At 69.4% G+C, this 25,145-nt stretch carries 24 protein-coding genes; 19 read left to right on the top strand and 5 right to left on the bottom strand.

The genetic code is table 11. The features are described from left to right. Window positions 1–2 precede the first annotated feature (2 nt). From G6N60_RS08530 to G6N60_RS08460, 15 genes are all read left to right on the top strand, one after another. Window positions 3–560, top strand: a complete 558-nt coding sequence (locus G6N60_RS08530; protein WP_163735230.1) for a NuoB/complex I 20 kDa subunit family protein — start codon at window positions 3–5, stop codon at window positions 558–560. Continuing rightward, a complete protein-coding gene (locus G6N60_RS08525) occupies window positions 557–1,264 on the top strand; it encodes an NADH-quinone oxidoreductase subunit C (protein ID WP_163735227.1) in 708 nt (235 codons plus the stop codon). The genes G6N60_RS08530 and G6N60_RS08525 overlap by 4 nt, the downstream gene beginning before the upstream one ends. Next, on the top strand, window positions 1,264–2,577 hold the full coding sequence (gene nuoD / locus G6N60_RS08520) for an NADH dehydrogenase (quinone) subunit D (protein WP_163735223.1): 1,314 nt from the start codon (window positions 1,264–1,266) through the stop codon (window positions 2,575–2,577). Before G6N60_RS08525 ends, nuoD begins: the two co-directional genes overlap by 1 nt. A gap of 63 nt (window positions 2,578–2,640) precedes the next feature. Further along, window positions 2,641–3,486, top strand: coding sequence for an NADH-quinone oxidoreductase subunit NuoE (gene nuoE, locus G6N60_RS08515; RefSeq protein WP_179969666.1), 846 nt, complete (start codon window positions 2,641–2,643; stop codon window positions 3,484–3,486). Then, window positions 3,483–4,805, top strand: coding sequence for an NADH-quinone oxidoreductase subunit NuoF (nuoF, locus tag G6N60_RS08510; protein ID WP_163735217.1), 1,323 nt, complete (start codon window positions 3,483–3,485; stop codon window positions 4,803–4,805). The genes nuoE and nuoF overlap by 4 nt, the downstream gene beginning before the upstream one ends. 82 nt (window positions 4,806–4,887) lie before the next feature. Then, window positions 4,888–7,266: an NADH-quinone oxidoreductase subunit G gene (locus G6N60_RS08505; RefSeq protein ID WP_263992388.1), complete on the top strand. Its 2,379-nt coding sequence runs from the start codon at window positions 4,888–4,890 to the stop codon at window positions 7,264–7,266. Next, window positions 7,263–8,495, top strand: a complete 1,233-nt coding sequence (nuoH, locus tag G6N60_RS08500; RefSeq protein WP_163735214.1) for an NADH-quinone oxidoreductase subunit NuoH — start codon at window positions 7,263–7,265, stop codon at window positions 8,493–8,495. Before G6N60_RS08505 ends, nuoH begins: the two co-directional genes overlap by 4 nt. Beyond that, window positions 8,488–9,084, top strand: a complete 597-nt coding sequence (gene nuoI, locus G6N60_RS08495) for an NADH-quinone oxidoreductase subunit NuoI (RefSeq protein WP_163735211.1) — start codon at window positions 8,488–8,490, stop codon at window positions 9,082–9,084. The genes nuoH and nuoI overlap by 8 nt, the downstream gene beginning before the upstream one ends. Beyond that, complete coding sequence (locus G6N60_RS08490) at window positions 9,081–9,845, top strand: NADH-quinone oxidoreductase subunit J (protein WP_163735207.1); 765 nt, start codon at window positions 9,081–9,083, stop codon at window positions 9,843–9,845. Before nuoI ends, G6N60_RS08490 begins: the two co-directional genes overlap by 4 nt. Beyond that, window positions 9,842–10,141 (top strand): NADH-quinone oxidoreductase subunit NuoK, encoded by a 300-nt coding sequence (nuoK, locus tag G6N60_RS08485; RefSeq protein WP_163735204.1) that lies wholly within the window; start codon window positions 9,842–9,844, stop codon window positions 10,139–10,141. Before G6N60_RS08490 ends, nuoK begins: the two co-directional genes overlap by 4 nt. Continuing rightward, window positions 10,141–12,027, top strand: a complete 1,887-nt coding sequence (gene nuoL / locus G6N60_RS08480) for an NADH-quinone oxidoreductase subunit L (protein WP_163735200.1) — start codon at window positions 10,141–10,143, stop codon at window positions 12,025–12,027. The genes nuoK and nuoL overlap by 1 nt, the downstream gene beginning before the upstream one ends. A 5-nt stretch (window positions 12,028–12,032) precedes the next feature. Beyond that, the gene (locus G6N60_RS08475; RefSeq protein ID WP_179969775.1) at window positions 12,033–13,580 is read left to right on the top strand and encodes an NADH-quinone oxidoreductase subunit M; all 1,548 of its coding nucleotides are present in this window, start codon (window positions 12,033–12,035) and stop codon (window positions 13,578–13,580) included. Window positions 13,581–13,621: 41 nt separating this feature from the next. Beyond that, window positions 13,622–15,154: an NADH-quinone oxidoreductase subunit NuoN gene (nuoN, locus tag G6N60_RS08470; protein WP_246241194.1), complete on the top strand. Its 1,533-nt coding sequence runs from the start codon at window positions 13,622–13,624 to the stop codon at window positions 15,152–15,154. A 42-nt stretch (window positions 15,155–15,196) separates the two neighbouring features. Then, window positions 15,197–15,445 carry a type II toxin-antitoxin system Phd/YefM family antitoxin gene (locus tag G6N60_RS08465; RefSeq protein WP_163735194.1) on the top strand — a complete coding sequence of 83 codons (249 nt, stop codon included), beginning with the start codon at window positions 15,197–15,199 and terminating at the stop codon, window positions 15,443–15,445. Beyond that, entirely contained in the window at window positions 15,445–15,840 is a 396-nt protein-coding gene (locus G6N60_RS08460; RefSeq protein ID WP_163735191.1) for a type II toxin-antitoxin system VapC family toxin, read from the top strand. Before G6N60_RS08465 ends, G6N60_RS08460 begins: the two co-directional genes overlap by 1 nt. Here G6N60_RS08460 and G6N60_RS08455 read toward each other — a convergent pair. Both G6N60_RS08455 and G6N60_RS08450 read right to left on the bottom strand, forming a co-directional pair. Then, window positions 15,837–16,172: a hypothetical protein gene (locus tag G6N60_RS08455; RefSeq protein ID WP_163735189.1), complete on the bottom strand. Its 336-nt coding sequence runs from the start codon at window positions 16,170–16,172 to the stop codon at window positions 15,837–15,839. The genes G6N60_RS08460 and G6N60_RS08455 overlap by 4 nt on opposite strands. 18 nt (window positions 16,173–16,190) lie before the next feature. Beyond that, window positions 16,191–16,793, bottom strand: coding sequence for a TetR/AcrR family transcriptional regulator (locus G6N60_RS08450; protein WP_163735185.1), 603 nt, complete (start codon window positions 16,791–16,793; stop codon window positions 16,191–16,193). 41 nt (window positions 16,794–16,834) lie between these two features. Between G6N60_RS08450 and G6N60_RS08445 the strand changes: the two genes are divergently transcribed. Next, on the top strand, window positions 16,835–17,971 hold the full coding sequence (locus G6N60_RS08445) for a phosphotransferase family protein (protein WP_163735182.1): 1,137 nt from the start codon (window positions 16,835–16,837) through the stop codon (window positions 17,969–17,971). Continuing rightward, window positions 17,971–19,086 carry an Rv3169 family protein gene (locus G6N60_RS08440; RefSeq protein ID WP_163735179.1) on the top strand — a complete coding sequence of 372 codons (1,116 nt, stop codon included), beginning with the start codon at window positions 17,971–17,973 and terminating at the stop codon, window positions 19,084–19,086. The genes G6N60_RS08445 and G6N60_RS08440 overlap by 1 nt, the downstream gene beginning before the upstream one ends. 72 nt (window positions 19,087–19,158) lie before the next feature. On the opposite strand, the gene G6N60_RS08435 is transcribed toward G6N60_RS08440, so the two are convergent. Both G6N60_RS08435 and G6N60_RS08430 read right to left on the bottom strand, forming a co-directional pair. Further along, on the bottom strand, window positions 19,159–20,661 hold the full coding sequence (locus G6N60_RS08435; protein ID WP_163735177.1) for a flavin-containing monooxygenase: 1,503 nt from the start codon (window positions 20,659–20,661) through the stop codon (window positions 19,159–19,161). A 48-nt stretch (window positions 20,662–20,709) separates the two neighbouring features. Then, window positions 20,710–21,699 (bottom strand): TIGR03617 family F420-dependent LLM class oxidoreductase, encoded by a 990-nt coding sequence (locus G6N60_RS08430; RefSeq protein WP_163735175.1) that lies wholly within the window; start codon window positions 21,697–21,699, stop codon window positions 20,710–20,712. A gap of 57 nt (window positions 21,700–21,756) precedes the next feature. On the opposite strand from G6N60_RS08430, the gene G6N60_RS08425 reads away from it, so the two are divergent. Continuing rightward, window positions 21,757–23,097 carry a flavin monoamine oxidase family protein gene (locus G6N60_RS08425; protein ID WP_163735172.1) on the top strand — a complete coding sequence of 447 codons (1,341 nt, stop codon included), beginning with the start codon at window positions 21,757–21,759 and terminating at the stop codon, window positions 23,095–23,097. On the opposite strand, the gene G6N60_RS08420 is transcribed toward G6N60_RS08425, so the two are convergent. Beyond that, window positions 23,087–24,037, bottom strand: coding sequence for an alpha/beta fold hydrolase (locus tag G6N60_RS08420; protein WP_246240471.1), 951 nt, complete (start codon window positions 24,035–24,037; stop codon window positions 23,087–23,089). The genes G6N60_RS08425 and G6N60_RS08420 overlap by 11 nt on opposite strands. A gap of 124 nt (window positions 24,038–24,161) precedes the next feature. Here G6N60_RS08420 and G6N60_RS08415 point away from each other — a divergent pair, with 124 nt between their 5' ends. Further along, the gene (locus G6N60_RS08415; protein ID WP_163735170.1) at window positions 24,162–25,133 is read left to right on the top strand and encodes an NADPH:quinone oxidoreductase family protein; all 972 of its coding nucleotides are present in this window, start codon (window positions 24,162–24,164) and stop codon (window positions 25,131–25,133) included. Window positions 25,134–25,145: the final 12 nt, after the last annotated feature.

Here is a 25,145-nt window from a genome sequence, read left to right as displayed (position 1 = left end):
ACATGGGACTCGAGGAACAGCTCCCCGGCGGCATCCTGCTCTCGACGTTGGAGAAGGTGGCCGGCTACGTACGCAAGGGGTCGCTCTGGCCCGCGACCTTCGGCCTGGCGTGCTGCGCCATCGAGATGATGGCCACTGCCGGCCCACGATTCGACATCGCCCGGTTCGGGATGGAGCGCTTCTCGGCCACTCCCCGACAGGCCGACCTGATGATCGTGGCGGGGCGGGTGAGCCAGAAGATGGCCCCGGTCCTGCGCCAGGTCTACGACCAGATGGCCGAACCGAAATGGGTTCTGGCGATGGGCGTGTGCGCCTCCTCGGGCGGGATGTTCAACAACTACGCGATCGTCCAGGGCGTCGACCACGTCGTGCCCGTCGACATCTACCTTCCGGGCTGTCCCCCGCGGCCCGAGATGCTCCTCAACGCAATCCTCATGCTGCACGCCAAGATTCAGGACATGCCCCTGGGAGTCAACCGCGCCGAGGCCATTGCGGCCGCCGAGCAGGCCGCGCTCGCCGCCCGGCCCACCATCGAGCTCAAGGGGCTGCTGCGGTCATGACGGGGACCAACGGCAACGGCAATGGGGCGGGGAATGGCAACGGCCACGACCCCGAGATCATCGGCCATCGCCGAGGCATGTTCGGCGCCAACGGGACTGGCGACACCTCCGGCTACGGCAGGCTGATCCGCGAGGTCGCGCTGCCCGGCAGCTCGCCACGACCCTACGGCGGCTACTTCGACGACGTCGTCGACGCGCTGGCCGCCGCGCTCGGCGAGGAAACCTTCGGCGCGGCGATCGAGCGGGTGATCGTGTTCCGGAGGGAACTGACCCTCGAGGTGCGGCGCGACCACCTCGTCACCGTCGCGCAGACACTGCGCGACGACGCCGCCCTGCGGTTCGAGCTGTGCCTCGGCGTCTCCGGGGTGCACTACCCCGCCGACGAGGGCCGCGAACTGCACGCCGTCTACCCGCTGACGTCCATCACGCACAATCGCCGAATCCGCCTCGAGGTGGCCGCGCCCGACGCGGATCCCCATGTGCCATCGCTGTTCTCGGTGTATCCCACCACCGACTGGCACGAACGCGAGACCTACGACTTCTTCGGGATCGTGTTCGACGGGCACCCGTCGCTGACCCGCATCGAGATGCCCGACGACTGGGTGGGACACCCGCAGCGCAAGGACTACCCGCTGGGCGGCATCCCCGTGGAGTACCACGGCGCCCAGATTCAGCCCCCGGACGCGCGGAGGTCCTACAACTGATGAGTTCGCCCAACAACCCGCCCGAAACCTTGGTCACGGTCGGCGGTGAAGACTGGGAGGACGTCGTCGCCGCGGCCAGGGACCGCTCCGTGGCCGGCGAGCGCATCGTCGTCAACATGGGTCCCCAGCACCCCTCGACGCACGGCGTCCTGCGCCTGATCCTCGAGATCGAGGGTGAGACCATCACCGAGATCCGATGCGGCATCGGCTATCTGCACACCGGGATCGAGAAGAACCTCGAATTCCGCAACTGGACGCAGGGCGTCACGTTCGTCACCCGCATGGACTACCTGTCGCCGTTCTTCAACGAGACGGTGTACTGCCTCGGGGTGGAGAAGCTGCTCGACGTGACCGACGACGTCCCCGAACGCGCCAGCGTCATCAGGGTCCTGCTGATGGAGCTCAACCGGATCTCCAGCCACCTGGTCGCCCTGGCCACCGGCGGCATGGAGCTCGGCTCGATGTCGGCCATGTTCTTCGGATTTCGCGAACGCGAGCTGGTGCTGTCGATCTTCGAGACCATCACCGGACTGCGGATGAACCACGCCTTCATCCGGCCCGGCGGTCTGGCCGCCGACCTCCCCGACGAGGCGATCCCCCAGCTCCAGGAACTCCTGACGCTGCTGCCGAAGCGGTTGCGGGACATGGAGGATCTGCTCAACGAGAACTACATCTGGAAGGCTCGCACCCAGGGCGTCGGCTACCTCGACCTGACCGGCTGCATGGCCCTCGGCGTCACCGGTCCCTGCCTGCGCTCCACCGGCCTGCCCCACGACCTGCGCCGCGCCCAGCCCTACTGCGGGTACGAGGACTACGAGTTCGACGTCATCACCACCGACGAGTGCGACGCGTACGGGCGCTACATGATTCGCGTCCGCGAGATGCGGGAGTCGATCAAGATCGTCGAGCAGTGTCTGGACAAACTCAAGCCGGGGCCGGTCATGATCACCGACCGGAAGCTGGCGTGGCCGGCCGACCTGGTGCTGGGGCCCGACGGCCTCGGCAACTCCCCCGCGCACGTCGCCAAGATCATGGGCGGGTCGATGGAGGCCCTGATCCATCACTTCAAGCTCGTCACCGAGGGCATCCGGGTGCCGGCGGGGCAGGTGTACGTCGCGGTGGAGTCGCCACGCGGCGAGCTGGGCGTGCACATGGTCTCCGATGGCGGCACCCGGCCCTACCGCGTGCACTACCGCGACCCGTCGTTCACCAATCTGCAGGCCATCGCGGCGATGTGCGAGGGCGGCATGGTGGCCGATGCGATCGCGGCGGTGGCGTCGATCGATCCGGTGATGGGCGGGGTGGACCGCTGATGAGCGCTTGCGCGAAGAGGAGAGGGCCCAGATGAGCGCTTGCGCGAAGAGGAGAGGGCCCAGATGAGCGTCGTCGATCTGCAGTTGGGTCCGCGCCCCGATGAGCCGGGACCACCGATATCACAAGGGCCGCGGCACTATTCGGACGACGTCACTCGACGGCTGGCGCGCGACGCGGCGCTGGTGATCGCGAGGTATCCGGTGGCGCGGTCGGCGCTGCTGAGCCTGCTGCACCTGGTGCAGGCGCAGGACGGCTACCTCACCCCCGCCGGAATCGAGTTCTGCGCCGCACAACTCGACCTGAGCCCGGCCGAGGTCACCGCGGTCGCGACGTTCTATTCGATGTACCGTCGCACGCCGACCGGTGACTACCTGGTCGGCGTGTGCACCAACACGCTGTGTGCGGTGATGGGCGGGGATGCGATCCTCGAGACGCTCGAGGGCCACCTCGACCTGCGCGCCGGGGAGACGACCCCGGACGGCAAGGTCACCCTCGAGCACGTCGAATGCAATGCCGCGTGCGACTACGCCCCGGTGGTCATGGTCAATTGGGAGTTCTTCGACAACCAGACTCCGTCCTCGGCGCGCGATCTGGTGGACGATCTTCGGGCCGGGACACCCGTGACGCCGACGCGTGGCGCGACGCTGTGCTCGTTCCGTGAGACCGCCATGATCCTGGCCGGTTTCGCCGATCAGCGCGCCGGCGCCAACGACGCGCCGACCGGCGAGGCCACGCTGGCAGGTCTGCGGATTGCCCGCGAGCGCGGGATGCGTGCCCCCGACGTCGACGAATCATCGGGCGGCGCAAGCGGACCCGATGACGAGCGGATGACCAGGGAGGCCAAGCGCGACGAACCCGCCCCCGGGCCGTCCGCCGAGGTGCCGTCGAGGAACGGAGCGCCCGAATGACCCGATCGACCCTGACGCCGGTGCTGAGCAGCTACTGGGACGAGCCGATGTCGTGGACCCTGGACTGCTATCACCGCCACGACGGGTATCAGGCGCTGCGCACCGCTGTGACGATGGCCCCCGACGACGTGATCGGACTGGTGAAGGACTCGGGGTTGCGCGGCAGGGGCGGTGCCGGCTTCCCGACCGGACAGAAATGGTCGTTCATACCGCAGGGAGGAGAAGGCGCGGCGGCCAAGCCGCACTACCTGGTGATCAACGCCGACGAGTCGGAACCCGGCACGTGCAAGGACATTCCGCTCATGATGGCCACCCCGCACGTGCTCGTCGAGGGGGCCATCATCGCCGCGTACGCGATCCGGGCGCGCCACGCGTTCATCTACGTGCGCGGTGAGGTCGTGCCCGTGCTGCGCCGGCTGCAGACCGCCGTCGCCGAGGCCTACGATGCCGGCTACCTCGGCACCGACGTCCTCGGGTCCGGCTTCGACCTGGATCTGGTGGTGCACGCCGGTGCCGGTGCCTACATCTGCGGCGAGGAGACCGCCCTGCTGGACTCGCTGGAGGGCAGGCGTGGCCAGCCGCGGCTGCGGCCGCCGTTCCCGGCCGTCGCCGGTCTGTATGCGTGCCCGACGGTGGTCAACAACGTCGAGTCCGTCTCCAGCGTGCCCGCCGTCATCCGCGGTGGCGTCGACTGGTTCACGACGATGGGAACCGAGAAGTCGCCCGGCTTCACGCTGTACTCGCTGTCCGGGCACGTCACCACACCGGGGCAGTACGAGGCCCCGCTGGGCATCACGTTGCGCGAGCTGCTGGACTACGCGGGCGGGGTGCGCGCCGGACACGAGCTGAAGTTCTGGACGCCCGGCGGATCGTCGACCCCGCTGCTGACGGGCGAACACCTCGACGTGCCACTGGATTACGAGGGCATGGCCGGCGTCGGGTCGATGCTGGGCACCAAGGCGCTGCAGATCTTCGACGAGACGACGTGCGTGGTGCGCGCGGTCCGCCGATGGACGCAGTTCTACGCCCACGAATCCTGCGGCAAGTGCACGCCGTGCCGGGAGGGCACCTACTGGCTGACGCAGATCTATGCGCGGTTGGAGAACGGCGACGGGCAGCGGGCGGACCTCGACACGCTGCTGGACATCGCCGACGCCATCTTCGGCAAGTCGTTCTGCGCCCTCGGCGACGGCGCTGCGAGCCCAATCCTGTCGTCGCTCAAGTACTTCCGGGCCGAATACGAGGCGCACCTCGACGGCGGCTGTCCGTTCGACCCGGTCGCCTCGATGCTGGCCGTCCCGGAGGGGGCTCTGTCATGACCGCGAGCAGCCGCAAACATGCACTTTCCACCGGCGTGTCGCGCACATTTGCGGCTGCTCGGCGGGGAGGGGGGAGGCGCGCGTGACGACTGCGGAGAACGAAACCGGCACCGACGTCGAGATGGTCACGCTCACCATCGACGACCACGAAATCAGCGTGCCCAAGGGCACGTTGGTGATTCGGGCCGCCGAGCTGATGGGCATCCAAATCCCGCGGTTCTGCGACCATCCGCTGCTCGAACCCGTCGGGGCGTGTCGGCAATGTCTGGTCGAGGTGGAGGGCCAACGCAAGCCGATGGCGTCGTGCACCATCACCGTCACCCCCGACATGGTGGTGCGCACGCAGCTGACGTCACCGGCGGCCGACAAGGCCCAGCACGGCGTCATGGAGCTACTGCTCATCAACCACCCGCTGGACTGCCCCGTGTGCGACAAGGGTGGGGAGTGCCCGCTGCAGAACCAGGCGATGTCCCACGGGCGGACCGACACCCGCTTCGACGACGTCAAGCGCACCTTCCCCAAGCCCATCAACCTGTCCTCGCAGGTGCTGCTCGACCGCGAACGATGCGTGCTGTGCGCCAGGTGCACGCGCTTCTCCAACCAGATCGCCGGCGATCCGTTCATCGAACTCCTCGAACGCGGTGCGCTGCAGCAGGTCGGCATCGCCGACGACACCCCCTTCGACTCGTACTTCTCGGGCAACACCGTGCAGATCTGTCCCGTCGGCGCCCTCACCGGGACGGCGTACCGATTCCGCGCCAGACCGTTCGACCTGGTGTCCTCCCCGAGCGTGTGCGAGCACTGCGCGTCGGGCTGCGCCCAGCGCACCGATCATCGCCGCGGAAAGGTGTTGCGGCGCTTGGCTGGTGACGATCCCGAGGTCAACGAGGAGTGGAACTGCGACAAGGGCCGCTGGGCGTTCACCTATGGTTCTCGGGGCGATCGCATCGCCACGCCCCTGCTGCGCGAGCCCGACGGCAGTCAACGCCCCGCCTCGTGGTCGGAGGCCGTCGCCGTCGCCATCCGCGGCTTGACCGCGGCGGGCGCCGACACCGGCGTGCTCGTCGGCGGCCGCGCCACGCTCGAGGACGCCTACGCCTACGCCAAGTTCGCCCGAATCGTGCTCGGCACCAACGACGTCGACTTCCGGGCCCGCGCGCACTCCGACGAGGAGTCACGGTTCCTCGCAGCGGCCATCGCGGGACGGCCGATGACCGTGACCTACGCCGACCTCGAATCGGCCGCGGCGGTCCTCCTGGTCGGGTTCGAGCCGGAGGAGGAGTCGCCGATCGTGTATCTGCGCCTGCGCAAGGCCTTCCGCAGGCACGGCACGAAGGTCTCCGCGATCGCACCGTTCGCGACGCGCGGCCTGGACAAGATGGGCGGCACGCTCATCGCGACGGCCCCCGGCGGCGAAGCCGAGGCGCTGGACGCGCTCGAGGTGGCCGCCGTCACGATCGTGCTCGTCGGCGAACGCCTCGCAACGTCGGCGGGCGCCTACTCCGCGGTGCTGCGGCTCGTCGAACGGACGGGCGCCCGGCTCGGCTGGGTACCGAGGCGCGCCGGTGAACGCGGCGCGTTGGAAGCCGGTGCGACACCGCATCTCCTGCCCGGTGGCAGGCCGCTGGCCGACGCCGCCGCCCGTGCCGAGGTGGCCGCGGCGTGGAACGTCGACGCGCTGCCCAGTCGAGCGGGTCGGGACACGGCGGGCATCGTCGCGGCGGCCGCCCAGGGGTCGCTGGGCGCCCTGCTCGTCGGCGGCGTCGAGCTCGGCGACCTTCCCGACCCCGTCGCGGCGCTCGCGGCCATCGACGCCGCGCCGTTCGTCGTCAGCCTGGAACTGCGCCACAGTGCGGTGACCGAGCGCGCCGACGTCGTCTTCCCCGTCGCTCCGGTCACCGAGAAGTCGGGGACGTTCGTCGATTGGGAAGGGCGGCACCGGTCCTTCGCACCGGCCCTTCCGCCGAACGCCACCGCCGACGCCCGTGTCCTCGTCGCACTGGCCGAGGAGGTGGGCATCGACATCGGCCTGCGGGACGCCGCCTCCGCGCGCGCCGAACTCGCCCGGCTCGGACCGTGGCGGGGCAGCCGCCCATCCGACCCGACGGTCGAGGCTGCGCGCCCGAGGACTCCGGCGGCCGGGCAGGCGGTGCTGGCGTCGTGGCGAATGTTGTTGGATGCCGGTCGACTTCAGGATGGCGAACCCCATCTGGCGGGCACGGCACGGATCGCGGTCGTCCGACTGTCCCGCACGACCGCCGAGGAGATCGGCGCCCGCGACGGCCAACCCGTCACCGTCGCCACCCCGCGCGGCGCCATCACCCTGCCACTCGTGGTCACCGAGATGCCAGACCGGGTGGTGTGGGTACCGCTCAATTCGCCTGCCTCCCAGGTTCATTCGACGCTCGGCGTCTCACCCGGCGCCGTCGTCTCGATCTCGACGGGAGGTGGGTCGGCGTGACCTATCCCGACCTCGGCTCGTTCGGCCACGACCCATGGTGGCTGGTCATCGCGAAGGCGTTGTTCAGCTTCGTGTTCTGTCTGCTGACGGTGCTCGTCGCGATCCTCGTCGAGCGCAAGGTGCTCGGGCGGATGCAGATGCGCTACGGCCCCAACCGCGTCGGCCCGTTCGGGCTGCTGCAGAGTCTGGTCGACGGGGTCAAGCTGGCCCTCAAGGAAGGCCTCGTCCCCGCGGGCGTCGACAAGCCCATCTACCTGGCCGCCCCCGTCATCGCGGTCATCCCCGCCATCATGGCGTTCGCCGTCATCCCCATGGGCGGGATGGTGAGCGTGTTCGGTCACCGGACCCCCCTGCAGCTGACCGACCTGCCCGTCGCCGTGCTGTACGTGTTGGCCGTGACGTCGATCGGCGTCTACGGAATCGTCTTGGCGGGCTGGGCATCCGGGTCCACCTATCCGCTGCTCGGCGGATTGCGCTCGAGCGCGCAGGTCATCTCCTACGAGATCGCCATGGCACTGTGCTTCGCCGCGGTGTTCCTGTACTCGGGCACCATGTCGACCTCGGAGATCGTCGCCAAGCAGCACGGCCTCTGGTACGTGTTCCTCCTGCTCCCCTCGTTCGTCATCTACGTGACGTCGATGGTCGGTGAGACCAACCGCGCCCCCTTCGATCTGCCGGAGGCCGAGGGCGAACTGGTCGGGGGCTTCCACACCGAGTACTCGTCGCTGAAGTTCGCGATGTTCATGCTCGCCGAGTACGTCAACATGACCACTGTCGCGGCGCTGGCGACGACGCTGTTCCTCGGCGGCTGGCAGGCACCGTGGCCGTTCGACATGATCGACGGCGCGAATTCCGGGTGGTGGCCGCTCCTCTGGTTCGTCGGCAAGGTCTGGACGTTCATGTTCATGTTCATCTGGCTGCGGGCGACCCTGCCGCGCCTGCGCTACGACCAGTTCATGGGATTGGGGTGGAAGATCCTCATTCCCATCTCACTGGGCTGGATCATGACGGTCGCGGTGGTGCGGACCCTGCGCAACGAGGGCTACGACGGCCTCGCCGTAGTCCTCGTCGCCACCGGCGTCTTCCTCGGCATCCTGCTGCTGGTCTACCTGTCGCGGGTGCTCCGGCACGAGCAGGCCCGCCCCAGTCGCCAAGCCGATCCCCCGTCGACGGTACCGGGATCCTTCCCGGTACCGCCCATTCCCGTGAAGGAGCACGCCGATGCCTAAGCGGCCCCACCTCGTCGACGCCCTCGCCGGTTTCGGCGTGACGTTCAAGACCATGTTCAAGAAGCCGATCACCGAGGAGTATCCGGAGAAGCCGGGGCCGACGGCCAAGCGCTATCACGGCCGCCACCAACTGAATCGGTACGAGGACGGCCTGGAGAAGTGCATCGGCTGCGAACTCTGCGCCTGGGCGTGCCCGGCCGACGCGATCTTCGTCGAGGGCGCCGACAACACCGATGCCGAACGCTTCTCCCCCGGTGAGCGTTACGGCCGGGTGTATCAGATCAACTACCTGCGTTGCATCGGGTGCGGTTTGTGCATCGAGGCCTGCCCCACCCGCGCGCTGACGATGACCAACGACTACGAACTCGCCGACGACAACCGCGCCGACCTCATCTACGGCAAGGACGAACTGCTGGCCCCGCTGGGCCCGGACATGACGGCCCCGCCGCATGCGATGGCCCCGGGCAGCACCGACGAGGACTACTACCGCGGCCACATCCGAGCCGACGGCCTGGCCACCTCCCTGGGCATGCCGACCGTCACGACGCACCAGAAGACCCCGGAACCGGTCGAGGAAGTCGTGCTGTGACAGGCGAAGTCACGCTGCTGGCCGCCGAGACCGTCTACCGCACGTCGACGGCGGAGGCGGTGACGTTCTGGGTGCTCGGCACGCTCGCCGTCGTCGGCGCCATCGCCGTCGTCGCGGCGCCCAAGGCCGTGTACTCGGCGATCTTCCTGGCGATCACCATGATCGTGCTGGCCGTCCTCTACATCGCGCAGGACGCGCTGTTCCTCGGTGTCGTTCAGGTCGTCGTCTACACCGGCGCGGTGATGATGCTCTTCCTGTTCGTGCTGATGCTGATCGGCGTCGACTCCGCCGACTCGCTGGTGGAAACCATTCGCGGCCAACGCATTGCGGCCATCGTCGCCGGCGTCGCGTTCGGCCTGCTGCTCATCGCGGGCATCGGGAACGCGTCGGTGACGGGTGTCGGTGGGCTCGACCAAGCCAACGCAGGCGGCAACGTCCAAGGCTTGGCGGCACTCATCTTCGTCCGCTACCTATGGGCCTTCGAACTCACCAGCGCACTGCTGATCACCGCCACGCTCGGTGCGATGGTGCTCGCGCACCGCGAGCGCGTCGACCGCCGAAAGACCCAGCGCGAGCTGTCGATCGAGCGCTTCGCCCCCGGGGGCCATGCCACGCCGATGCCCAATCCGGGCGTCTACGCCAGGCACAACGCGGTCGACGTGGCGGCCTGGCTACCCGACGGTTCCGACGCCGCGACGTCGGTGAGCTCGATCCTGCCGCCGCGCAGCGTGGCCGCCACGAAGAACGGGGCGCCGCGATGAATCCCATCAACTACGTCTACCTGTCTGCGCTGCTGTTCACCATCGGTGCGGCGGGAGTCCTGTTGCGGCGCAACGCCATCGTGATGTTCATGTGCGTCGAGCTGATGCTCAACGCCGGAAACCTGGCATTCGTGGCCTTCTCGCGCATGCACGGCCATCTCGACGGTCAGGTGGTGGCGTTCTTCACCATGGTGGTCGCGGCGTGCGAGGTCGTCGTCGGGTTGGCGATCATCATGACGATCTTCCGGGCCGGACAGTCGGCTTCGGTCGACGCGGCCAGTCTGCTGAGGCACTAGTGACGCTCCCGGTCTGGCTGCTGATTGCGCTGCCGCTGCTGGGTGCGGCGATCCTGCTGCTCGGCGGCAGGGCCACGAACGCGTGGGGACATCTGCTGGGCTGCGCCGCGGTGCTGGCCTCCTTCGCCATCGGCGTGGTGCTGTTCGTCGGTCTGCTCGATCAGCCGGCCGACGACCGTGGAATCCACCAACGCCTCTTCACCTGGGTGCCGGTGGGACGGCTACACGTCGACTTCGGCCTCCAACTCGACCAGCTGTCAATTTGTTTCGTGCTGTTGATCACCGGCGTCGGATCACTGATCCACGTCTACTCGGTCGGCTACATGGCCCACGATCCCGAGCGCCGACGATTCTTCGCCTACCTCAACCTGTTCGTCGCGGCCATGCTGCTGCTGGTGCTCGCCGACAACTACCTCGGGCTCTACATGGGTTGGGAGGGCGTGGGTCTCGCGTCGTATCTGTTGATTGGATTCTGGTCCTACAAGCCATCGGCCGCGACCGCGGCGAAGAAGGCCTTCGTGGTCAACCGGGTCGGCGACGTCGGTCTCGCGCTGGCGCTGATGGTGATGTTCGCCAGCGTCGGAACCATCTCGTATGAGGGCGTCTTCGGCGCTGCCGGTCTGATGACGCACGGCACGCTCACCGCGATCGGTCTGCTGCTGCTGCTCGCCGCGTGCGGCAAGTCGGCCCAGGTGCCGTTGCAGTCGTGGCTCGGCGACGCGATGGAGGGCCCGACGCCGGTGTCGGCACTCATCCACGCGGCGACCATGGTGACCGCGGGCGTCTACCTGATCGTGCGCTCCGGTCCCCTCTACGACCTCGCCCCCGATGCCCGCCTCGGCGTGGTCGTCGTGGGTGCGGTGACGCTGCTGTTCGGCGCCGTCATCGGCTGCGCCAAGGACGACATCAAGAAGGCGCTCGCCGCGTCGACGATGAGCCAGATCGGCTACATGGTGCTCGCGGCAGGCCTCGGCCCGGCGGGGTACGCCATCGCGATCATGCACCTGCTGACCCACGGCTTCTTCAAGGCCGGACTGTTCCTCGGCGCGGGTTCGGTGATGCACGGCATGGACGACGAGACCGACATGCGCCGCTACGGCGGGCTGCGCTCGGTCATGCCGATCACGTTCGTCACGTTCGGGCTCGGGTATCTCGCGATCATCGGCGTGCCTCCGTTCGCGGGATTCTTCTCCAAGGACGCCATCATCGAAACCGCGTTCGCGACAGGCGGATTCAGGGGTCTGCTGCTCGGCGGGGCCGCGCTGCTCGGGGCGGGCATCACGGCGTTCTACATGACCAGGGTGATGCTGATGACGTTCTTCGGGGAGCGGCGCTGGAAACCCGACACCCATCCCCACGAGTCGCCGGCCAGCATGACGATGCCGATGATCGTGCTCGCCATCGGGTCGGTCGGTGCGGGTGGGTTGCTGGCCATCGGCGGCACGCTCCAGCAGTGGCTCGAACCCGTCGTCGGCGCGCATCCCGAGACTGCCGAGGTGGTGCCGGCGTGGGTGCTGACGGTCGGCACGCTCGCCGTCGTCGCGGTGGGCATCGCGATCGCCTACCGCATGTACGCGACGCGACCGGTACCGCAGACGGCCCCCGACGACGTCTCGACGTTGACGGTGGCCGCCCGCCGCGACCTCTACGGCGACGCGTTCAACGAGGGCGTGCTGATGCGGCCGGGCCGAATGCTGGTGGCCGGTCTCGTCGACGTCGACGACGACGGCATCGACGGTGTCTCCCGTCGCCTCGGTGACGTCGTCGGCGGAGCCTCGGAGCGCCTGCGCCAATTCCAGACGGGCTTCGCCCGCTCCTATGCCCTGTCGATGCTCGGCGGCGCGGCTCTGGTCGTGGCCGCGATCCTGGCGGTGAGGATCTGGTGAACGCCATGCCGTGGTTGACGATCCTGTGGGCCGTCCCGATGGTGGGCGCAGCCGTGGTCATCCTGTTGCCCTCTGCCGCAGGGCAACTCGCGAAGTACGTGGCGCTGGCGCTCTCGGTGGCCGTGCTGGCGATCGCGGTCGTGCTGGCGGTGACGTTCGTTCCCGGTGGGTCGCAGTACCAGTTCGTCGAAGACCACGCCTGGATCCCGTCGTTCGGGACGGGCTACGTCCTCGGACTCGACGGCATCGCGCTGGCGCTGGTCGTCCTGACGGCCGTGCTCGTCCCGCTGCTGATCGTCGCCGGGTGGAACGACGGCGGCGACCAGGGCCGGTCGGCGCACACCTACATGGCGTTGGCGCTGGCCGTCGAGGGCATGGTGCTGATCTCGCTCACCGCCCTGGACGTACTGCTGTTCTACGTGTTCTTCGAGGCGATGCTCATCCCGATGTACTTCCTCATCGGTGGGTTCGGCGGCGCCAACCGCTCGAAGGCTGCCGTGAAGTTCCTGCTGTACAACCTCTTTGGCGGCCTGATCATGCTCGCCGCGGTCATCGGGCTCTACGTGGCGACGGCCACCAGCGGCGCGTTCACCGCGGGCACGTTCGACTTCCGCGCGATCGTCGCCGCCGTGGCCAACGGGTCACTGCACGTCAGCCCGGCCGTGCTCAATGCTCTGTTCCTCGGCTTCATGTTCGCGTTCGCCGTCAAGGCCCCGCTGTGGCCGTTCCACCGCTGGCTGCCGGATGCGGCCGTCGAGTCGACCCCCGCGACGGCGGTGCTCATGATGGCCGTCGTCGACAAGGTCGGTACGTTCGGCATGCTGCGCTACTGCCTGCAGCTCTTCCCCGACGCGTCGATGACGTTCCGGCCGTTGGTCATCGCGCTCGCGGTGGTCGGCATCGTGTACGGCGCCGTCGTCGCGATCGGTCAGACCGACGTCATGCGGCTGATCTCCTACACGTCGATCTCGCACTTCGGCTTCATCATCCTCGGCATCTTCGCCATGACCAGCCAGGGTCAGTCCGGCTCGACGCTCTACATGGTCAACCACGGCATCTCGACGGCCGCCCTGTTCCTGGTCGCGGGATTCCTGGTGTCGCGCAGGGGAAGTCGCGCGATCGCATCGTTCGGCGGTGTGCAGAAGGTCGCGCCCGTACTCGCAGGCACGTTCCTCGTCGCGGGCTTGGCCACGCTGTCGCTGCCCGGATTGGCACCCTTCATCAGTGAATTCCTCGTCCTCATCGGCACGTTCACCCGCTACCCCGTGATGGCGGTGTTCGCGGCGTCGGCGCTGGTGCTCTCGGCGATCTACATCCTGTGGATGTACCAGCGCATGATGACCGGCCCCGTCGCCACGGACAACGAGAAGCTGCGTGACCTGGTGCCGCGCGAACTCGTCGTGGTGGCGCCGCTGATCGCGATCCTGCTGGTGCTCGGCGTCTATCCCAAACCGGTGCTCGACGTCATCGATCCGGCCGTGGGCCACACCCTGACCACGATCGGCCAGCAGGACCCGGCGCCGCACCTCGCCGAAGGGGGCGCCGCGAAGTGACGATCACCCCGCCCTCGGTCGAGTACGGCCTGCTCTCCCCCATGCTCATCGTGCTGGGCGTCGCCGTCCTCGGCGTGCTCGTCGAAGCGTTCCTGCCCCGCGCGGTGCGGTACCGGACGCAGTCGGCGCTGGCCGTCGCCGGGCAGCTCGCCGCGCTGGTCGCGGTCGTCGTCGAGTGGACCGGTCTCGGTGCGTCACCCGGCCATACCGCCGTGATGGGGGCCGTCGCGCTCGACCGGCCGGCACTGTTCCTGCAGGGCACCCTGCTGCTGGTCGGCATCATCGGCACGCTCCTGATCGCCGAGCGTCGCATCGCCTCCGAGGTCGACGTGGCGGAGGGCGCGAGCGGTCTGGACGCCTTCACCCCGATGGCGTCGACCGTGCCCGGCAGCGTCGCCGAGAAGATCGCGACGAAGGCCGGCATCGCGCAGACGGAGGTCTTCCCGCTCACGATGTTCGCGCTCGCCGGGATGATGCTGTTCCCCGCCGCCGACGACCTGCTGACGATGTTCGTTGCGCTCGAGGTGTTCTCGCTGCCGCTCTACCTGATGTGCGGGCTGGCCCGGCGACGGCGATTGCTCTCGCAGGAGGCCTCGCTCAAGTACTTCCTCCTCGGCGCCTTCTCCTCGGCGTTCTTCCTCTACGGCATCGCGCTGCTCTACGGCTACTCAGGTACGTTGAGCCTCAACGGCATTCGTGAGCAGGCCGCGTCGAGCTCCGAGCGACCGACGCTCGCGCTCGTCGGCATCGCCCTGCTCTCCATCGGCGTGCTGTTCAAAGTCGGTGCAGTGCCGTTTCATTCGTGGATCCCCGACGTGTACCAGGGCGCCCCCATCCCGGTGACGGCGTTCATGGCGGCGGCCACCAAGATCGCCGCCTTCGGGGCCATGCTGCGCATCTTCTCGGTCGCGCTGCCCGGTTTCGAGGACGACTGGCGCCCGCTGATGTGGGGTATCGCGATCCTCACGATGGTGGTCGGCACGGTGACGGCGGTGTCGCAGACCGACGTCAAGCGGATGCTGGCCTACTCGTCGGTCGCCCACGCCGGGTTCATCCTGACCGGTGTCATCGCGCTGAACGCCAACGGCGTCGCGGCGACGCTGTTCTATCTGTTCGCCTACGGCTTCAGCACGCTCGGCGCCTTCGCCGTCGTCAGCGTCGTGCGCAACGCCGGGGGCGAGGAGGAGACCGACCTGTCCCAGTGGGCCGGTCTCGGTCGCAGCCATCCGCTGGTGGGCGTGGTGTTCTCGCTGTTCCTGCTGGCGTTCGCGGGCATCCCATTGACGAGTGGCTTCGTCAGCAAGTTCGCCGTCTTCAAGGCCGCCGCCGAGGGCGGCGCCTCCCCACTGGTGATCGTCGGCGTCTGCGCCAGCGCGGTGGCAGCGTACTTCTACGTCAGGGTCATCGTGCTGCTGTTCTTCACCGATCCACCCGAGAACGCCCCCACGGTGGTGGTGCCGAGCGCCCTGAGCACTGCGACCGTCACCGTCAGTGCGGCCATCACGCTCGCCCTCGGCGCCCTGCCCCAGCCGATCCTCGACCTGGCGAACACCGCGAACCACTTCGTGCCGTGACCGTGTAGCGCACCGTAGCACATTGCGCTACAGTTGGCGATCATGGCGATCACCATCCCCCAGCGTGACCTCCGCAACGACAACGCCAAGGTCATCGACGCCGTCGCCGGCGGGCAGACATTCGTCGTGACGCGCAATGGTGAACCGGTGGCCGAGCTCCGTCCGGTACAGGCCGCCCGGCGTACGTTCCTGACGCGCGAGCAGTTGACTCGCATGGCCAGCACCGACATTCGCATCGACCGCCGCGCCTTTCGCGACGATCTGGACCGCGACGTCGATCAGACCCTGTGATGGCGGCTGGCCTGCTCGATACATCAGTCGTCGTCGACTGGCACGACCCCGCAGTCATCGCAGCGCTGCCCGACACGATGGCCATCTCGGCAATCACCTCGGCGGAGCTTGCTGCCGGGCCGCTCCTCGCCCGATCTCCCGCGGAGCGGGCCAGGCGGCAGGCCCGCCTACAAGAGGTCGAGTCGGTGCTCGAGCCCCTACCCTTCGATGCCGCAGCCGCCCGCAGCTACGGGCTCGTGGTGGCCGCCGTAGTGGCCGCGGGCCGACGTCCACGCAGTCGGTTCGCCGACCTGCTGATCGCTGCCACCGCGCACGCCCACGGACTCGACCTGTACAGCCGCAACGCCGGCGACTTCGCCGGTCTCGACGGCCTCGTCGACGTCATCCCCGTCTAGGAGTCCTCGACGTCGTCGGTGGTGGCCATCAGCACGTTCCAGGCTTCGCGCCGCTTGCGGTCCTGGACTTCGCGTCGCCACTGGGTGCCGCGTCGGCTGAACTGCCCCTCGGCGGCCGCCTCGGCGATCTCGGTGATGCGTCGCCCCAGCACCAGCGCCTCGCCGATCGTCATCGTCAGCAGCACCCCGGATCGCTCGCCATCCGGTCTGCCGACGGGGTCGACGACGACCCTGGCCGTCTCGGCCCGCCCGTCGGCGTCGTCGGTCCATGGCGGCGTGGAGTACACCTCGGGCACTCCATCCTCGTCGTTCAGGGTCAGCTGCACGTACATGGACTCAACGGTAGCCGCTCACGCCTGCACACCGTGACTGATGATCGCCGCGGTCTGCACGACCCACGCGTCGTCCAGCTGACCGCCGGGATCGAGGAGCAGCCGAAGAAGCGTTGCCCCGCCGATGATCTCGATCAGCCGCTGGGGGTCGACGTCGGCGCGCACCTCCCCCCGGCCGACGGCGTGCGCCAACCGCTCCCCGACGACGCCGAACAGGCCGACGAACCGGCTCATCACCCTGGCGTTCAGATCGGCGTCGGCGGCCATGTCGGCGATGAGCCCGGGCAGCGCGGCCCGCACCACGGGGCTGACGAAGACGTCGCGCGCGGCGGCGAGCATGGCCCGCACGTCGCCGGCGATGTCGCCCTCGGGGGCCACCAATGCCGTTGGCGCGCTGGGAAATGCGGCTTCGTGGACGAGTTCGGCCTTGCTGGACCACCGCCGGTAGAGCGCCGTCTTGGTGGTGCCCGCACGCTCGGCGACCGCGGCCATCGTCAGATTCGCGTAGCCGATCTCGACGAGGAGGTCGGCGGTCGCCGTCAGGATGGCGGTGTCGATGCGTCGGTCGCGGGGGCGTCCGGCGGTCGCACCCTCGACATCGTCGCGCTGGTCTGCTTTCATAACGCTACTCACCGTATCGTAATTGCGCGAAGGGGTCCGACTTGGCGAACGAACCGGCTGTCGAGGACGTCAGCCGCCTCAACCGCACGTCCCGCGACGTCAGCACCCTGCCGAAGGTGATGTCGCAGTGGCTGTCCACCGTCCTGCCGGGCGGTGTCACCCCCGACGTCAGCGTCGAGAGCGGCATCGACGCCAACGGCATGTCGTCGGAGACGATCGTGCTGACCGGCAGTTGGGAGCAGGACGGCCGGGCCGTCGAGCAGAAGTGGGTGGCGCGGGTGGCCCCCAGCGCCGCGGACGTCCCGGTGTTTCCGAGCTACCGACTCGACCATCAGTTCGAGGTCATCCGCCTGGTCGGCGAACTGACCGACGTGCCGGTCCCCCAGGTGCGCTGGATGGAGCACACGGGGGACGTCCTGGGTACGCCGTTCTTCCTGATGGACCACGTCGACGGCGTCGTGCCGCCCGACGTCATGCCCTACACGTTCGGGGGCAACTGGTTCTCCGACGCGCCCGCCGAACTCCGTCGCCAACTGCAGGACGCCACGGTGCGCGTCCTGGCCACCCTGCACTCGATCCCGCACGCGGAGCAGACCTTTGGCTTCCTCGCCGAGATGGATCCGCCGGGTGACACCCCGCTGCGCAGACACTTCGGCTGGCTGAAGGACTGGTACGAGTTCGCCGTCCCCGACATCGGCCGCTCCCCGCTGGTGGAGCGCGCGCTGACGTGGCTCGAGGACCACTTCCCGACCGACGTCGCCGCCACCGCACCGGTGCTGGCCTGGGGCGACTCCCGAATCGGCAACGTGCTCTACCGGGACTTCCGTCCGGTCGCGGTGCTCGACTGGGAGATGGCCACGGTCGGGCCGCGGGAGCTCGACGTGGCCTGGATCGTGTTCGCGCACATGGTGTTTCAGGAGCTCGCCGGACTGGCCGGCCTGCCGGGCCTGCCCGACGTGCTGCGCGAGGACGACGTGCGCGCCACGTATGAGGACGCCACCGGCATGACCCTCGGCGACCTCGACTGGTTCTACGTCTACTCCGGGGTGATCTGGTGCTGTGTGTTCATGCGCACCGGCGCCCGGCGGGTCCACTTCGGCGAGATCGAACGACCCGACGACGTCGAGTCGATGTTCTATCACGCCTCGCTGCTGCGTCGACTGATCGGAGAGTCGTAGTGCTCGGCCCCATGGACGAATTCCCCGTCCACCAGCTGCCCCAGCCCATCGCGTGGCCGGGGTCCTCGGACCGCAACTTCTATGACCGGTCCTACTTCAACGCCCACGACCGCACGGGCAACGTCTTCCTCATCACGGGGATCGGCTACTACCCGAACCTCGGCGTCAAGGACGCGTTCGTGTTGGTGCGGCGCGGCGACGAGCAGACCGCCGTGCACCTGTCGGATGCGATCGACTCCGACCGGCTGAACCAGCACGTGCTGAGCTACCGCGTCGAGGTCACCGACCCGCTGCACTCCCTGCGCATCGTGCTCGACGAGACCGAGGGCATCGCCGCCGATCTCACGTGGCACGGCCTGTTCGACGTCGTTCAGGAGCAGCGGCACGTGCTGCGGGCGGGCAACCGCGTCACCCTCGACGCCCAGCGTTTCGCCCAACTCGGGTCGTGGAGCGGCACGCTCGCCATCGACGGCACCGACGTCGCCGTCGACCCCGACGTGTGGATCGGTTCGCGCGACCGCTCCTGGGGCATCCGGCCGATCGGCGAGTCCGAACCCGCTGGGCGCCCGGCAGATCCGCCGTTCGAGGGCATGTGGTGGCTGTACGTGCCGATGGCGTTCGACGACTTCTCGATCGTGCTCATCATCCAGGAGGAGCCCAGCGGCTTCCGCTCGCTCAACGACTGCACGCGCATCTGGAAGGACGGCCGCGTCGAGCAACTCGGTTGGCCGCGCGTCAGGATCCACTACACCTCCGGCACCCGCATCCCCACCGGGGCCAGCATCGACGCGACGGCAGGGGACGGCACGCCGGTGCACTTCGCGGTGGAGTCCAAGCTGCCCGTGCCCATTCACGTCGGCGGCGGCTACGGCGGCGACTCGGACTGGATCCACGGCGTGTGGCGCGGCGAGCGGTTCACCGAGCGGCTCACCTACGACATGACCGATCCCGCGATCGTCGGACGCGCGGGTTTCGGCGTGATCGACCACGTCGGTCGCGCGGTGTGCACGGAGGGTGAGCGGGCGCCCGTCGAGGGCTGGGGCCTGTTCGAGCACGGCGCGCTCGGCCGCCACGACCCGTCGGGGTTCACCGACTGGCTGACCGTCGCGGACTGACCCCCGCCGAGACTGCTGGGAGATCGCGTCTTCCGACGAATTCGCGATCTCCCAGCAGTCTCGGCGGAGGGGCTAGGCGGTCTGGGCGTCCTGCGGCGCGGCGGCGGCGACGCGCGCCGGCGCCCGCCCGAACACCATCGACTCCTCGATGCGGTCGAAGCGGTGGTCGACGATGTCCAGCAGGTAGTTGTGCCGCACGTTCCAGGGCCGTCGAATGCCCGACTTGGGCAGCGCGTGCGGGGAGCGCTGGATGTAGCCGGCCTTGAGGTCGAAGGTCGGCTTCTCCGGCATCGGCACGTCGCCCAGATGCGGGTAGGCGTGGGTGTACCCATGAGCGTCCATGTGCGCCAACAACTTCGCGACGGCCCGCGCCGTCATGTCGGCGCGCAGCGTCCAGGACGCATTGGTGTAGCCGATGCACCACGCCATGTTGGGGACGTCCTCGATGAGGTACTCCTTGTAGACGAAGCGGTCGGTGGGGTCGACCTCCTCGCCGTCGACGACGATCGTGATGCCGCCGAGTGCCTGCAGTCGCAGCCCGGTGGCCGTCACGATGACGTCGGCGTCGAGGTGTCTGCCCGACGTCAGCGCGATACCGGTTTCGTCGAGGTGGTCGATGGTGTCGGTGACCATCTCGGCGCGCCCGTCGCCGATGTGCCCGTACAGGTCTCGGTCGAGGATCAGGCACATGCGCTGATCCCACGGCTCGTACCGCGGCTTGAAGTGCACGTCGACGGGATACCCGGCGGGCAGCGCGGCGACTGCACGGTTCCTGATCAGCCAGCGACCGAACTTCGGCAGCTTGCGGAACATGAAGTAGCTCAGCACGTGCACCAGTGCGTTGCGCACCCGGACGATCGGGTGGGAGAGCTTCTGCGGCAAGACCTTTCGGATCGCCTGCACCATCGGATCGATGCGCGCCATCGACATCATGTAGGTAGGCGAGCGCTGCAGCATCGTCACGTGGGCGGCCTGCTGCGCCAACGCCGGTACCAGGCTGATCGCCGTCGCCCCGCTGCCGATCACCACCACCCGTTTGCCGGAGTAGTCCAGCGACTCCGGCCAGAACTGCGGGTGCACGACGTCGCCGGCGAAGTCCTCGACGCCCGGGAACTCCGGGGTGTAGGGGTGGTCGTAGTCGTAGTAACCGGTGCCGCAGAACAGGAACCGCCCGCGGTAGAGCTTCTGCACGCCGTCGCGGCCCTCGGTGCGCAGCGTCCACGTGTCGGTGGTGGAGTCCCACTCGGCGGTCTTGACGTACGTCTCGAAGCGGATGTGCCGGTCGATCCCGTGGTGGCGCGCGGCGTCGGTCAGGTAGGTCCGGATGTCGCCGCCGTCGGCCACGTTCTCCGGCCTGGTCCACGGCTCGAAGGGCAGGCTCAGGGTGAAGATGTCGCTGTCGGAGCGGATGCCCGGGTAGCGGAAGAGGTCCCACGTCCCACCGATGCGCTCGCGGCGCTCGAGGATGGCGTAGCTCAGCGTCGGATTCTTCTCGCGGATGCGGTACGCCGCCCCGATTCCCGATATGCCCGCGCCGATGATCAGCACGTCTGAGTACTCGGCCTGCTCGTCCATCGAGAACCTCCCTTGGTCCCGCTCGGTACCAGACCCCACGATAGGACCTCAGGTGCGCAGCGCGTCGACGATCCCGGCCAACGATTCCGGCCGGATGGGTGCGGGCTGGTAGACGCACACCCGATCACTGACGCCGTCGACGCGATCCCGAATGTGCGCGGCGATCTCCTGCGGCGTCCCGCACGCGGCGATGGTGTGCAGGACGTCGTCGTCGATGAGCCCGCCCATCTCCTGCCAACGGCCCTGCTTGGACAGGGCATGCAGCTCGGGCTGCAGGTCACCCCAGCCGTGGGCCTCGAGTACCGGCCGGTAGGCCGGCGTCGACCCGTAGAACGCCAGCAGCTGGCGGGCCGAGGCGTGCGACGGGTCCTCCTCGATGACCGACACGATGATCTCGGGTACGACGGCGAAGTCCGCGCGCGTGCGTCCCGAGGCGGCCAGACCCTCGTCGACCTTGGCCATCGTGACGTCGTGCAGGTACCGCTTGGAGCCGAACGGCATGACGAGCAGGCCGTCGGCGATCTCGGCGGTGGCGCGGGTGAGGCGCGGGCCGAGCGCGCCGAGGTAGATCGGCGGCGGACCGTACGGGAGGGACTTCGGCGTGAAGTTCGGCGTCATCAGGGTGTGGCGGTAGAAGTCGCCGCGAAAGGCCAGCCGCTCCCCGGTGGTCCACGCCTCGAAGATGGCCCGCAGCGCGGCGACCAGCTCGGTCATCCGCGCGACCGGGCGATCGAAGTCCGCGCCGAACCGCTTCTCGATCTGGGTGCGGATCTGCGTGCCGAGGCCGAGGACGAAGCGCCCGTCGGACAGCAGCTGGTGGTCCATCGCCTGGTGCGCGAGGTGAATCGGGTTGCGCGGGAACGCAATCGCGACGTTGGTCATCAGGTCCAGCCCGCCGACGGTCGAGGCCAGCGTCAGCGGGGCGAACACGTCGTGGGGGCCCTCGAAGGTGAACAGTCCCCCTGCCCCGGCGTCGCGCAGCGCGGCAGCGCGCTCGATCGCGTCGGTCGGTCCGAACAACGCCGTGGAGACCTTCACCCGCCCGACCCTAGTGCGACGTGGGCGCGCACAGGTCGATGTCGGCAGACTGTGGGCATGTCAGACGTCGTGGTGGTGGGCGCCGGGTTCGCAGGGCTCGTGGCGGCGCGCGAGCTCACCGCGCTCGGCTACGACGTCACGGTCCTGGAGGGCAGGGACCGCGTCGGCGGCCGGTCGCACACCACGACGATCGCCGGCGTGCCCGTCGACCTCGGCGCCACGTTCGTCGGACCCACCCAGACCGAGGTGCTGGCGCTGGCCGCCGAACTCGGCTGCCCCACCGTGCCGACGTACGACACCGGGACGAACCTGATCCGCTGGCGCGGCCGGGTGAAGTCCTACCGCGGCACCATCCCCAGACTGTCGGTGCTCGAGTTGCTCGACGTGTCGCGGATCCAGTGGCGGGTAGAGCGGCTCGCCAGGCGCGTGCCGCTGGGGCAGCCGTGGTCGGCGCCGAACGCCGAGCGGCTCGACGGCCAGACCCTGCTGGGCTGGCTGCACTCGGTGCACGCGGGGTCGAGCACCCGCGCGCTGATGGCGATCATGGCCAGGGTGACCTGGGGATGCGAACCCGACGAGGTGTCCATGCTGCAGGCCGTGCACTACGTCAAGGCCGCGGGCGGCATCGGCCCCATGCTCGACGTAAAGGGCGGCGCGCAGCAGGACCGCTTCGCGGCGGGGACCCAGCAGATCGCCCTGCGCATGGCCGACCAGCTCGGCGACCGGGTGCGGCTGAACAGCGTCGTCGAGCGCATCGACCACGACGCGGGGCACGCCACCGTGCACACGGCCACCGGGTCGCACGCGGCGCGCGCGGTCGTCGTCGCCGTCCCACCCGTGCATCGCGGCGCCATCGCCTTCACCCCGGAGCTCCCGGCCGGGCACGCCGAGCTGACCGGGCACTGGCCGCAGGGCAACCTCAGCAAGGCCTACGCCGCCTACGAGACGCCGTTCTGGCGCGCCGCCGGCCACTCCGGTGAGGCGCTGTCCGACGAGGGTCCGGTGTTCATCACCTTCGACGTCACCCCCAGCGACGACGGACCGGGCGTGCTGCTCGGGTTCACCGACGCGCGCACGTTCGACGCCCTGGCACCCGGCGCCCGCCGGGCCCGCGCGCTCGACGGCTTCGCCGGGCTGTTCGGCGAGCAGGCCCGCCATCCGATCGACTACGTCGACCACCGGTGGAGCGCCGAGCCGTTCGCACCGGGCGGCCCCACCGCGGCGGTGCCGCCGGGGTCGTGGACCACCTACGGGCGGTTCCTGCGCCAGCCGGTGGGCGTCGTCTGCTGGGCGGGCACCGAGACCGCCGACCGGTGGACGGGGTTCCTCGACGGCGCCGTCCGGTCGGGCAGGCGCGCGGCGGCCGAGGTCGCCGCCCATCTCGGCGCTAGGAGCTGATCCGCCGCTGCTCGCGCACCGACTCCGCGAGGCTGCGCAACTGGTGGTTGACCTCCTCGGGCTGCTCGAGGATGGCGCAGTGCCCGCCCGGGAGTTCGACGAAGGACGCGAGGTTGGGGGCGTCCGCGGCGATGCGCCGCGAGGCGCCGATCGGCAGCAGCCGGTCGCCGCGGCTGCCGATCACCAACGTCGGCACGGTCAGGTTGCGCAGCGAAACGTGCCGTGGGCCAAGGGAATCGACGAGGACGCGGGCCCAGCCGCCGCGGCCGGCGGGCGGGGTCTGCGCGAACAGCTCGAAGACGAAGTCGGCGATCGCGGGGTCCGCGTCACGGCCCACCGCGAGGGTGCGCACGACGCGTCGGGTCTGCTGCACCGAACCGGGCAGCAGCGGCGCGGCACCGACGGCCTTGAGGAGCGACCCGGCCGCCCGCACCCGACCACCGGACAGTGCGCGCGGCACCGGCAGGAACTTGACGTCGCGCAGCAGGTCACCGGTCGTGGTGTTGACGAGCGCGACCGCGTCGGCGCACCGCCGCACCCGCTGCGGGTAGCGCTGCGACCACGCCGAGATCGCGATGCCGCCCATCGAGTGCCCGGCGATCACGGCGCGCTCGTCGGGGCGCAGCGCGGCGGCCAGGACGGCGTCGAGGTCCGCGGCGAGGAAGTCCAGGCTGTAGCCGCTGCGGCGGCGCGGCGTATCGCTCCTGCCGTGGCCGCGGTGGTCGTAGGCGATGACCCGGTAGTCCCCCGCCAGGTCGACGATCTGGTTGGCCCACACCCGCAGGGCGCAGGTGATGCCGTGGGCCAGCACGATCGGATAGCCGTCGTCGGGGCCGAAGACCTCGGTGTGGATGCGGGTGCCGTCGACCGAGCGGACGTCGACCGGACGACTCGGGGGCATCGCCGCCAGCACTGCCAACCGCCTGTGTCCCGCCGCCATGAGCGCTCCGATCCGCCGCGACGCCACCGCCGTCGGCCGCAGAAGTATAACTAGGTGGGGTCGAGCCGCCCGGCGCCCCGGCCGCCGGTTCGCGGTCGTGGGCGGGCGGTGTTCAATGGTCTCGATGCGCGCCATACAGATTCCCCGGCTCGACGGCCCCGGCGCTGCCGAGCTCGTCGAGATCGACGAACCCAGCCCCGGCCAGGACGTCCTGATCGACGTGTACGCCGCCGGGGTGGCCTTCCCCGACGCCCTGCAGACCCGGGGGCTCTATCAGCACCGGCCCGAACTGCCCTACGTGCCGGGCGCCGAGGTCGCCGGTGTCGTCCGCAGCGCGCCCGCCGACGCGCACGTGAGTGCTGGTGACCGGGTGGCCGCCCTGACGATGTTCACCGGCGCGATGGCCGAAGTGGTTGCGGTACCGGCAGATCGAGTCTTCGCGCTGCCCGACGCGGTGTCCTTCACCGCGGGTGCCGGCCTGCTGTTCAACGACCTGACCGTGCACTGTGCGCTGCGCACCCGCGGCCGCCTCGCCCCCGGCGAGACGGTCCTCGTGCACGGCGCGGCCGGGGGCATCGGCACCTCGACCCTGCGACTGGCCAAGGCCTGGGGTGCGGCGCGCACGATCGCGGTCACCAGCACCCCGGAGAAGGGCGACGTCGCCCGCGCGGCGGGGGCCACCGACGTCGTGCTGGCCGACGGGTTCAAGGACGCCGTCAAGGAGCTGACCGACGGGCGAGGGGTCGACGTCGTCGTGGACCCCGTGGGCGGCGACCGGTTCACCGACTCCCTGCGCTCGCTCGCGGCCGGCGGCCGGCTGCTGGTCATCGGCTTCACCGGTGGCGACATTCCGACGGTGAAGGTCAATCGGCTGCTGCTCAACAACGTCGACGCCGTCGGCGTCGGCTGGGGCGCCTGGGCTGCGACGCACCCGGGCTACCTCGCCGAGCAGTGGCGCGAACTCGAGCCGCTACTGGCCTCCGGCGTCGTGGCCGCACCCGAGCCCGTCGTGCATCCGCTGGAGCGGGCGGGCGAGGCGATCGCTTCGCTGGAGGATCGCTCAGCGACCGGCAAGGTCGTCGTCGCCGTGCGCTAGGCGCTAGCGTGG

It is taken from the genome of Mycolicibacterium madagascariense (assembly GCF_010729665.1).
GTDB classification, from domain to species: domain Bacteria; phylum Actinomycetota; class Actinomycetes; order Mycobacteriales; family Mycobacteriaceae; genus Mycobacterium; species Mycobacterium madagascariense.
This window is presented reverse-complemented; position numbering and strand designations above follow the sequence as displayed.

What these genes read in the sequence shown, in the direction of transcription:
- G6N60_RS08465 (WP_163735194.1), top strand. Translation starts at nt 15,197, where the DNA reads ATGGCGATCACCATCCCCCAGCGTGACCTCCGCAACGACAACGCCAAG.
- G6N60_RS08475 (WP_179969775.1), top strand. Translation starts at nt 12,033, where the DNA reads ATGCCGTGGTTGACGATCCTGTGGGCCGTCCCGATGGTGGGCGCAGCC.
- G6N60_RS08425 (WP_163735172.1), top strand. Translation starts at nt 21,757, where the DNA reads ATGTCAGACGTCGTGGTGGTGGGCGCCGGGTTCGCAGGGCTCGTGGCG.
- G6N60_RS08530 (WP_163735230.1), top strand. Translation starts at nt 3, where the DNA reads ATGGGACTCGAGGAACAGCTCCCCGGCGGCATCCTGCTCTCGACGTTG.
- G6N60_RS08450 (WP_163735185.1), bottom strand. Translation starts at nt 16,793, where the DNA reads ATGAAAGCAGACCAGCGCGACGATGTCGAGGGTGCGACCGCCGGACGC.
- nuoE (WP_179969666.1), top strand. Translation starts at nt 2,641, where the DNA reads ATGAGCGTCGTCGATCTGCAGTTGGGTCCGCGCCCCGATGAGCCGGGA.
- G6N60_RS08420 (WP_246240471.1), bottom strand. Translation starts at nt 24,037, where the DNA reads ATGGCGGCGGGACACAGGCGGTTGGCAGTGCTGGCGGCGATGCCCCCG.
- nuoK (WP_163735204.1), top strand. Translation starts at nt 9,842, where the DNA reads ATGAATCCCATCAACTACGTCTACCTGTCTGCGCTGCTGTTCACCATC.
- nuoI (WP_163735211.1), top strand. Translation starts at nt 8,488, where the DNA reads ATGCCTAAGCGGCCCCACCTCGTCGACGCCCTCGCCGGTTTCGGCGTG.
- G6N60_RS08525 (WP_163735227.1), top strand. Translation starts at nt 557, where the DNA reads ATGACGGGGACCAACGGCAACGGCAATGGGGCGGGGAATGGCAACGGC.
- nuoF (WP_163735217.1), top strand. Translation starts at nt 3,483, where the DNA reads ATGACCCGATCGACCCTGACGCCGGTGCTGAGCAGCTACTGGGACGAG.
- nuoD (WP_163735223.1), top strand. Translation starts at nt 1,264, where the DNA reads ATGAGTTCGCCCAACAACCCGCCCGAAACCTTGGTCACGGTCGGCGGT.
- nuoN (WP_246241194.1), top strand. Translation starts at nt 13,622, where the DNA reads ATGCTCATCGTGCTGGGCGTCGCCGTCCTCGGCGTGCTCGTCGAAGCG.
- G6N60_RS08435 (WP_163735177.1), bottom strand. Translation starts at nt 20,661, where the DNA reads ATGGACGAGCAGGCCGAGTACTCAGACGTGCTGATCATCGGCGCGGGC.
- G6N60_RS08460 (WP_163735191.1), top strand. Translation starts at nt 15,445, where the DNA reads ATGGCGGCTGGCCTGCTCGATACATCAGTCGTCGTCGACTGGCACGAC.
- G6N60_RS08415 (WP_163735170.1), top strand. Translation starts at nt 24,162, where the DNA reads ATGCGCGCCATACAGATTCCCCGGCTCGACGGCCCCGGCGCTGCCGAG.
- G6N60_RS08455 (WP_163735189.1), bottom strand. Translation starts at nt 16,172, where the DNA reads ATGTACGTGCAGCTGACCCTGAACGACGAGGATGGAGTGCCCGAGGTG.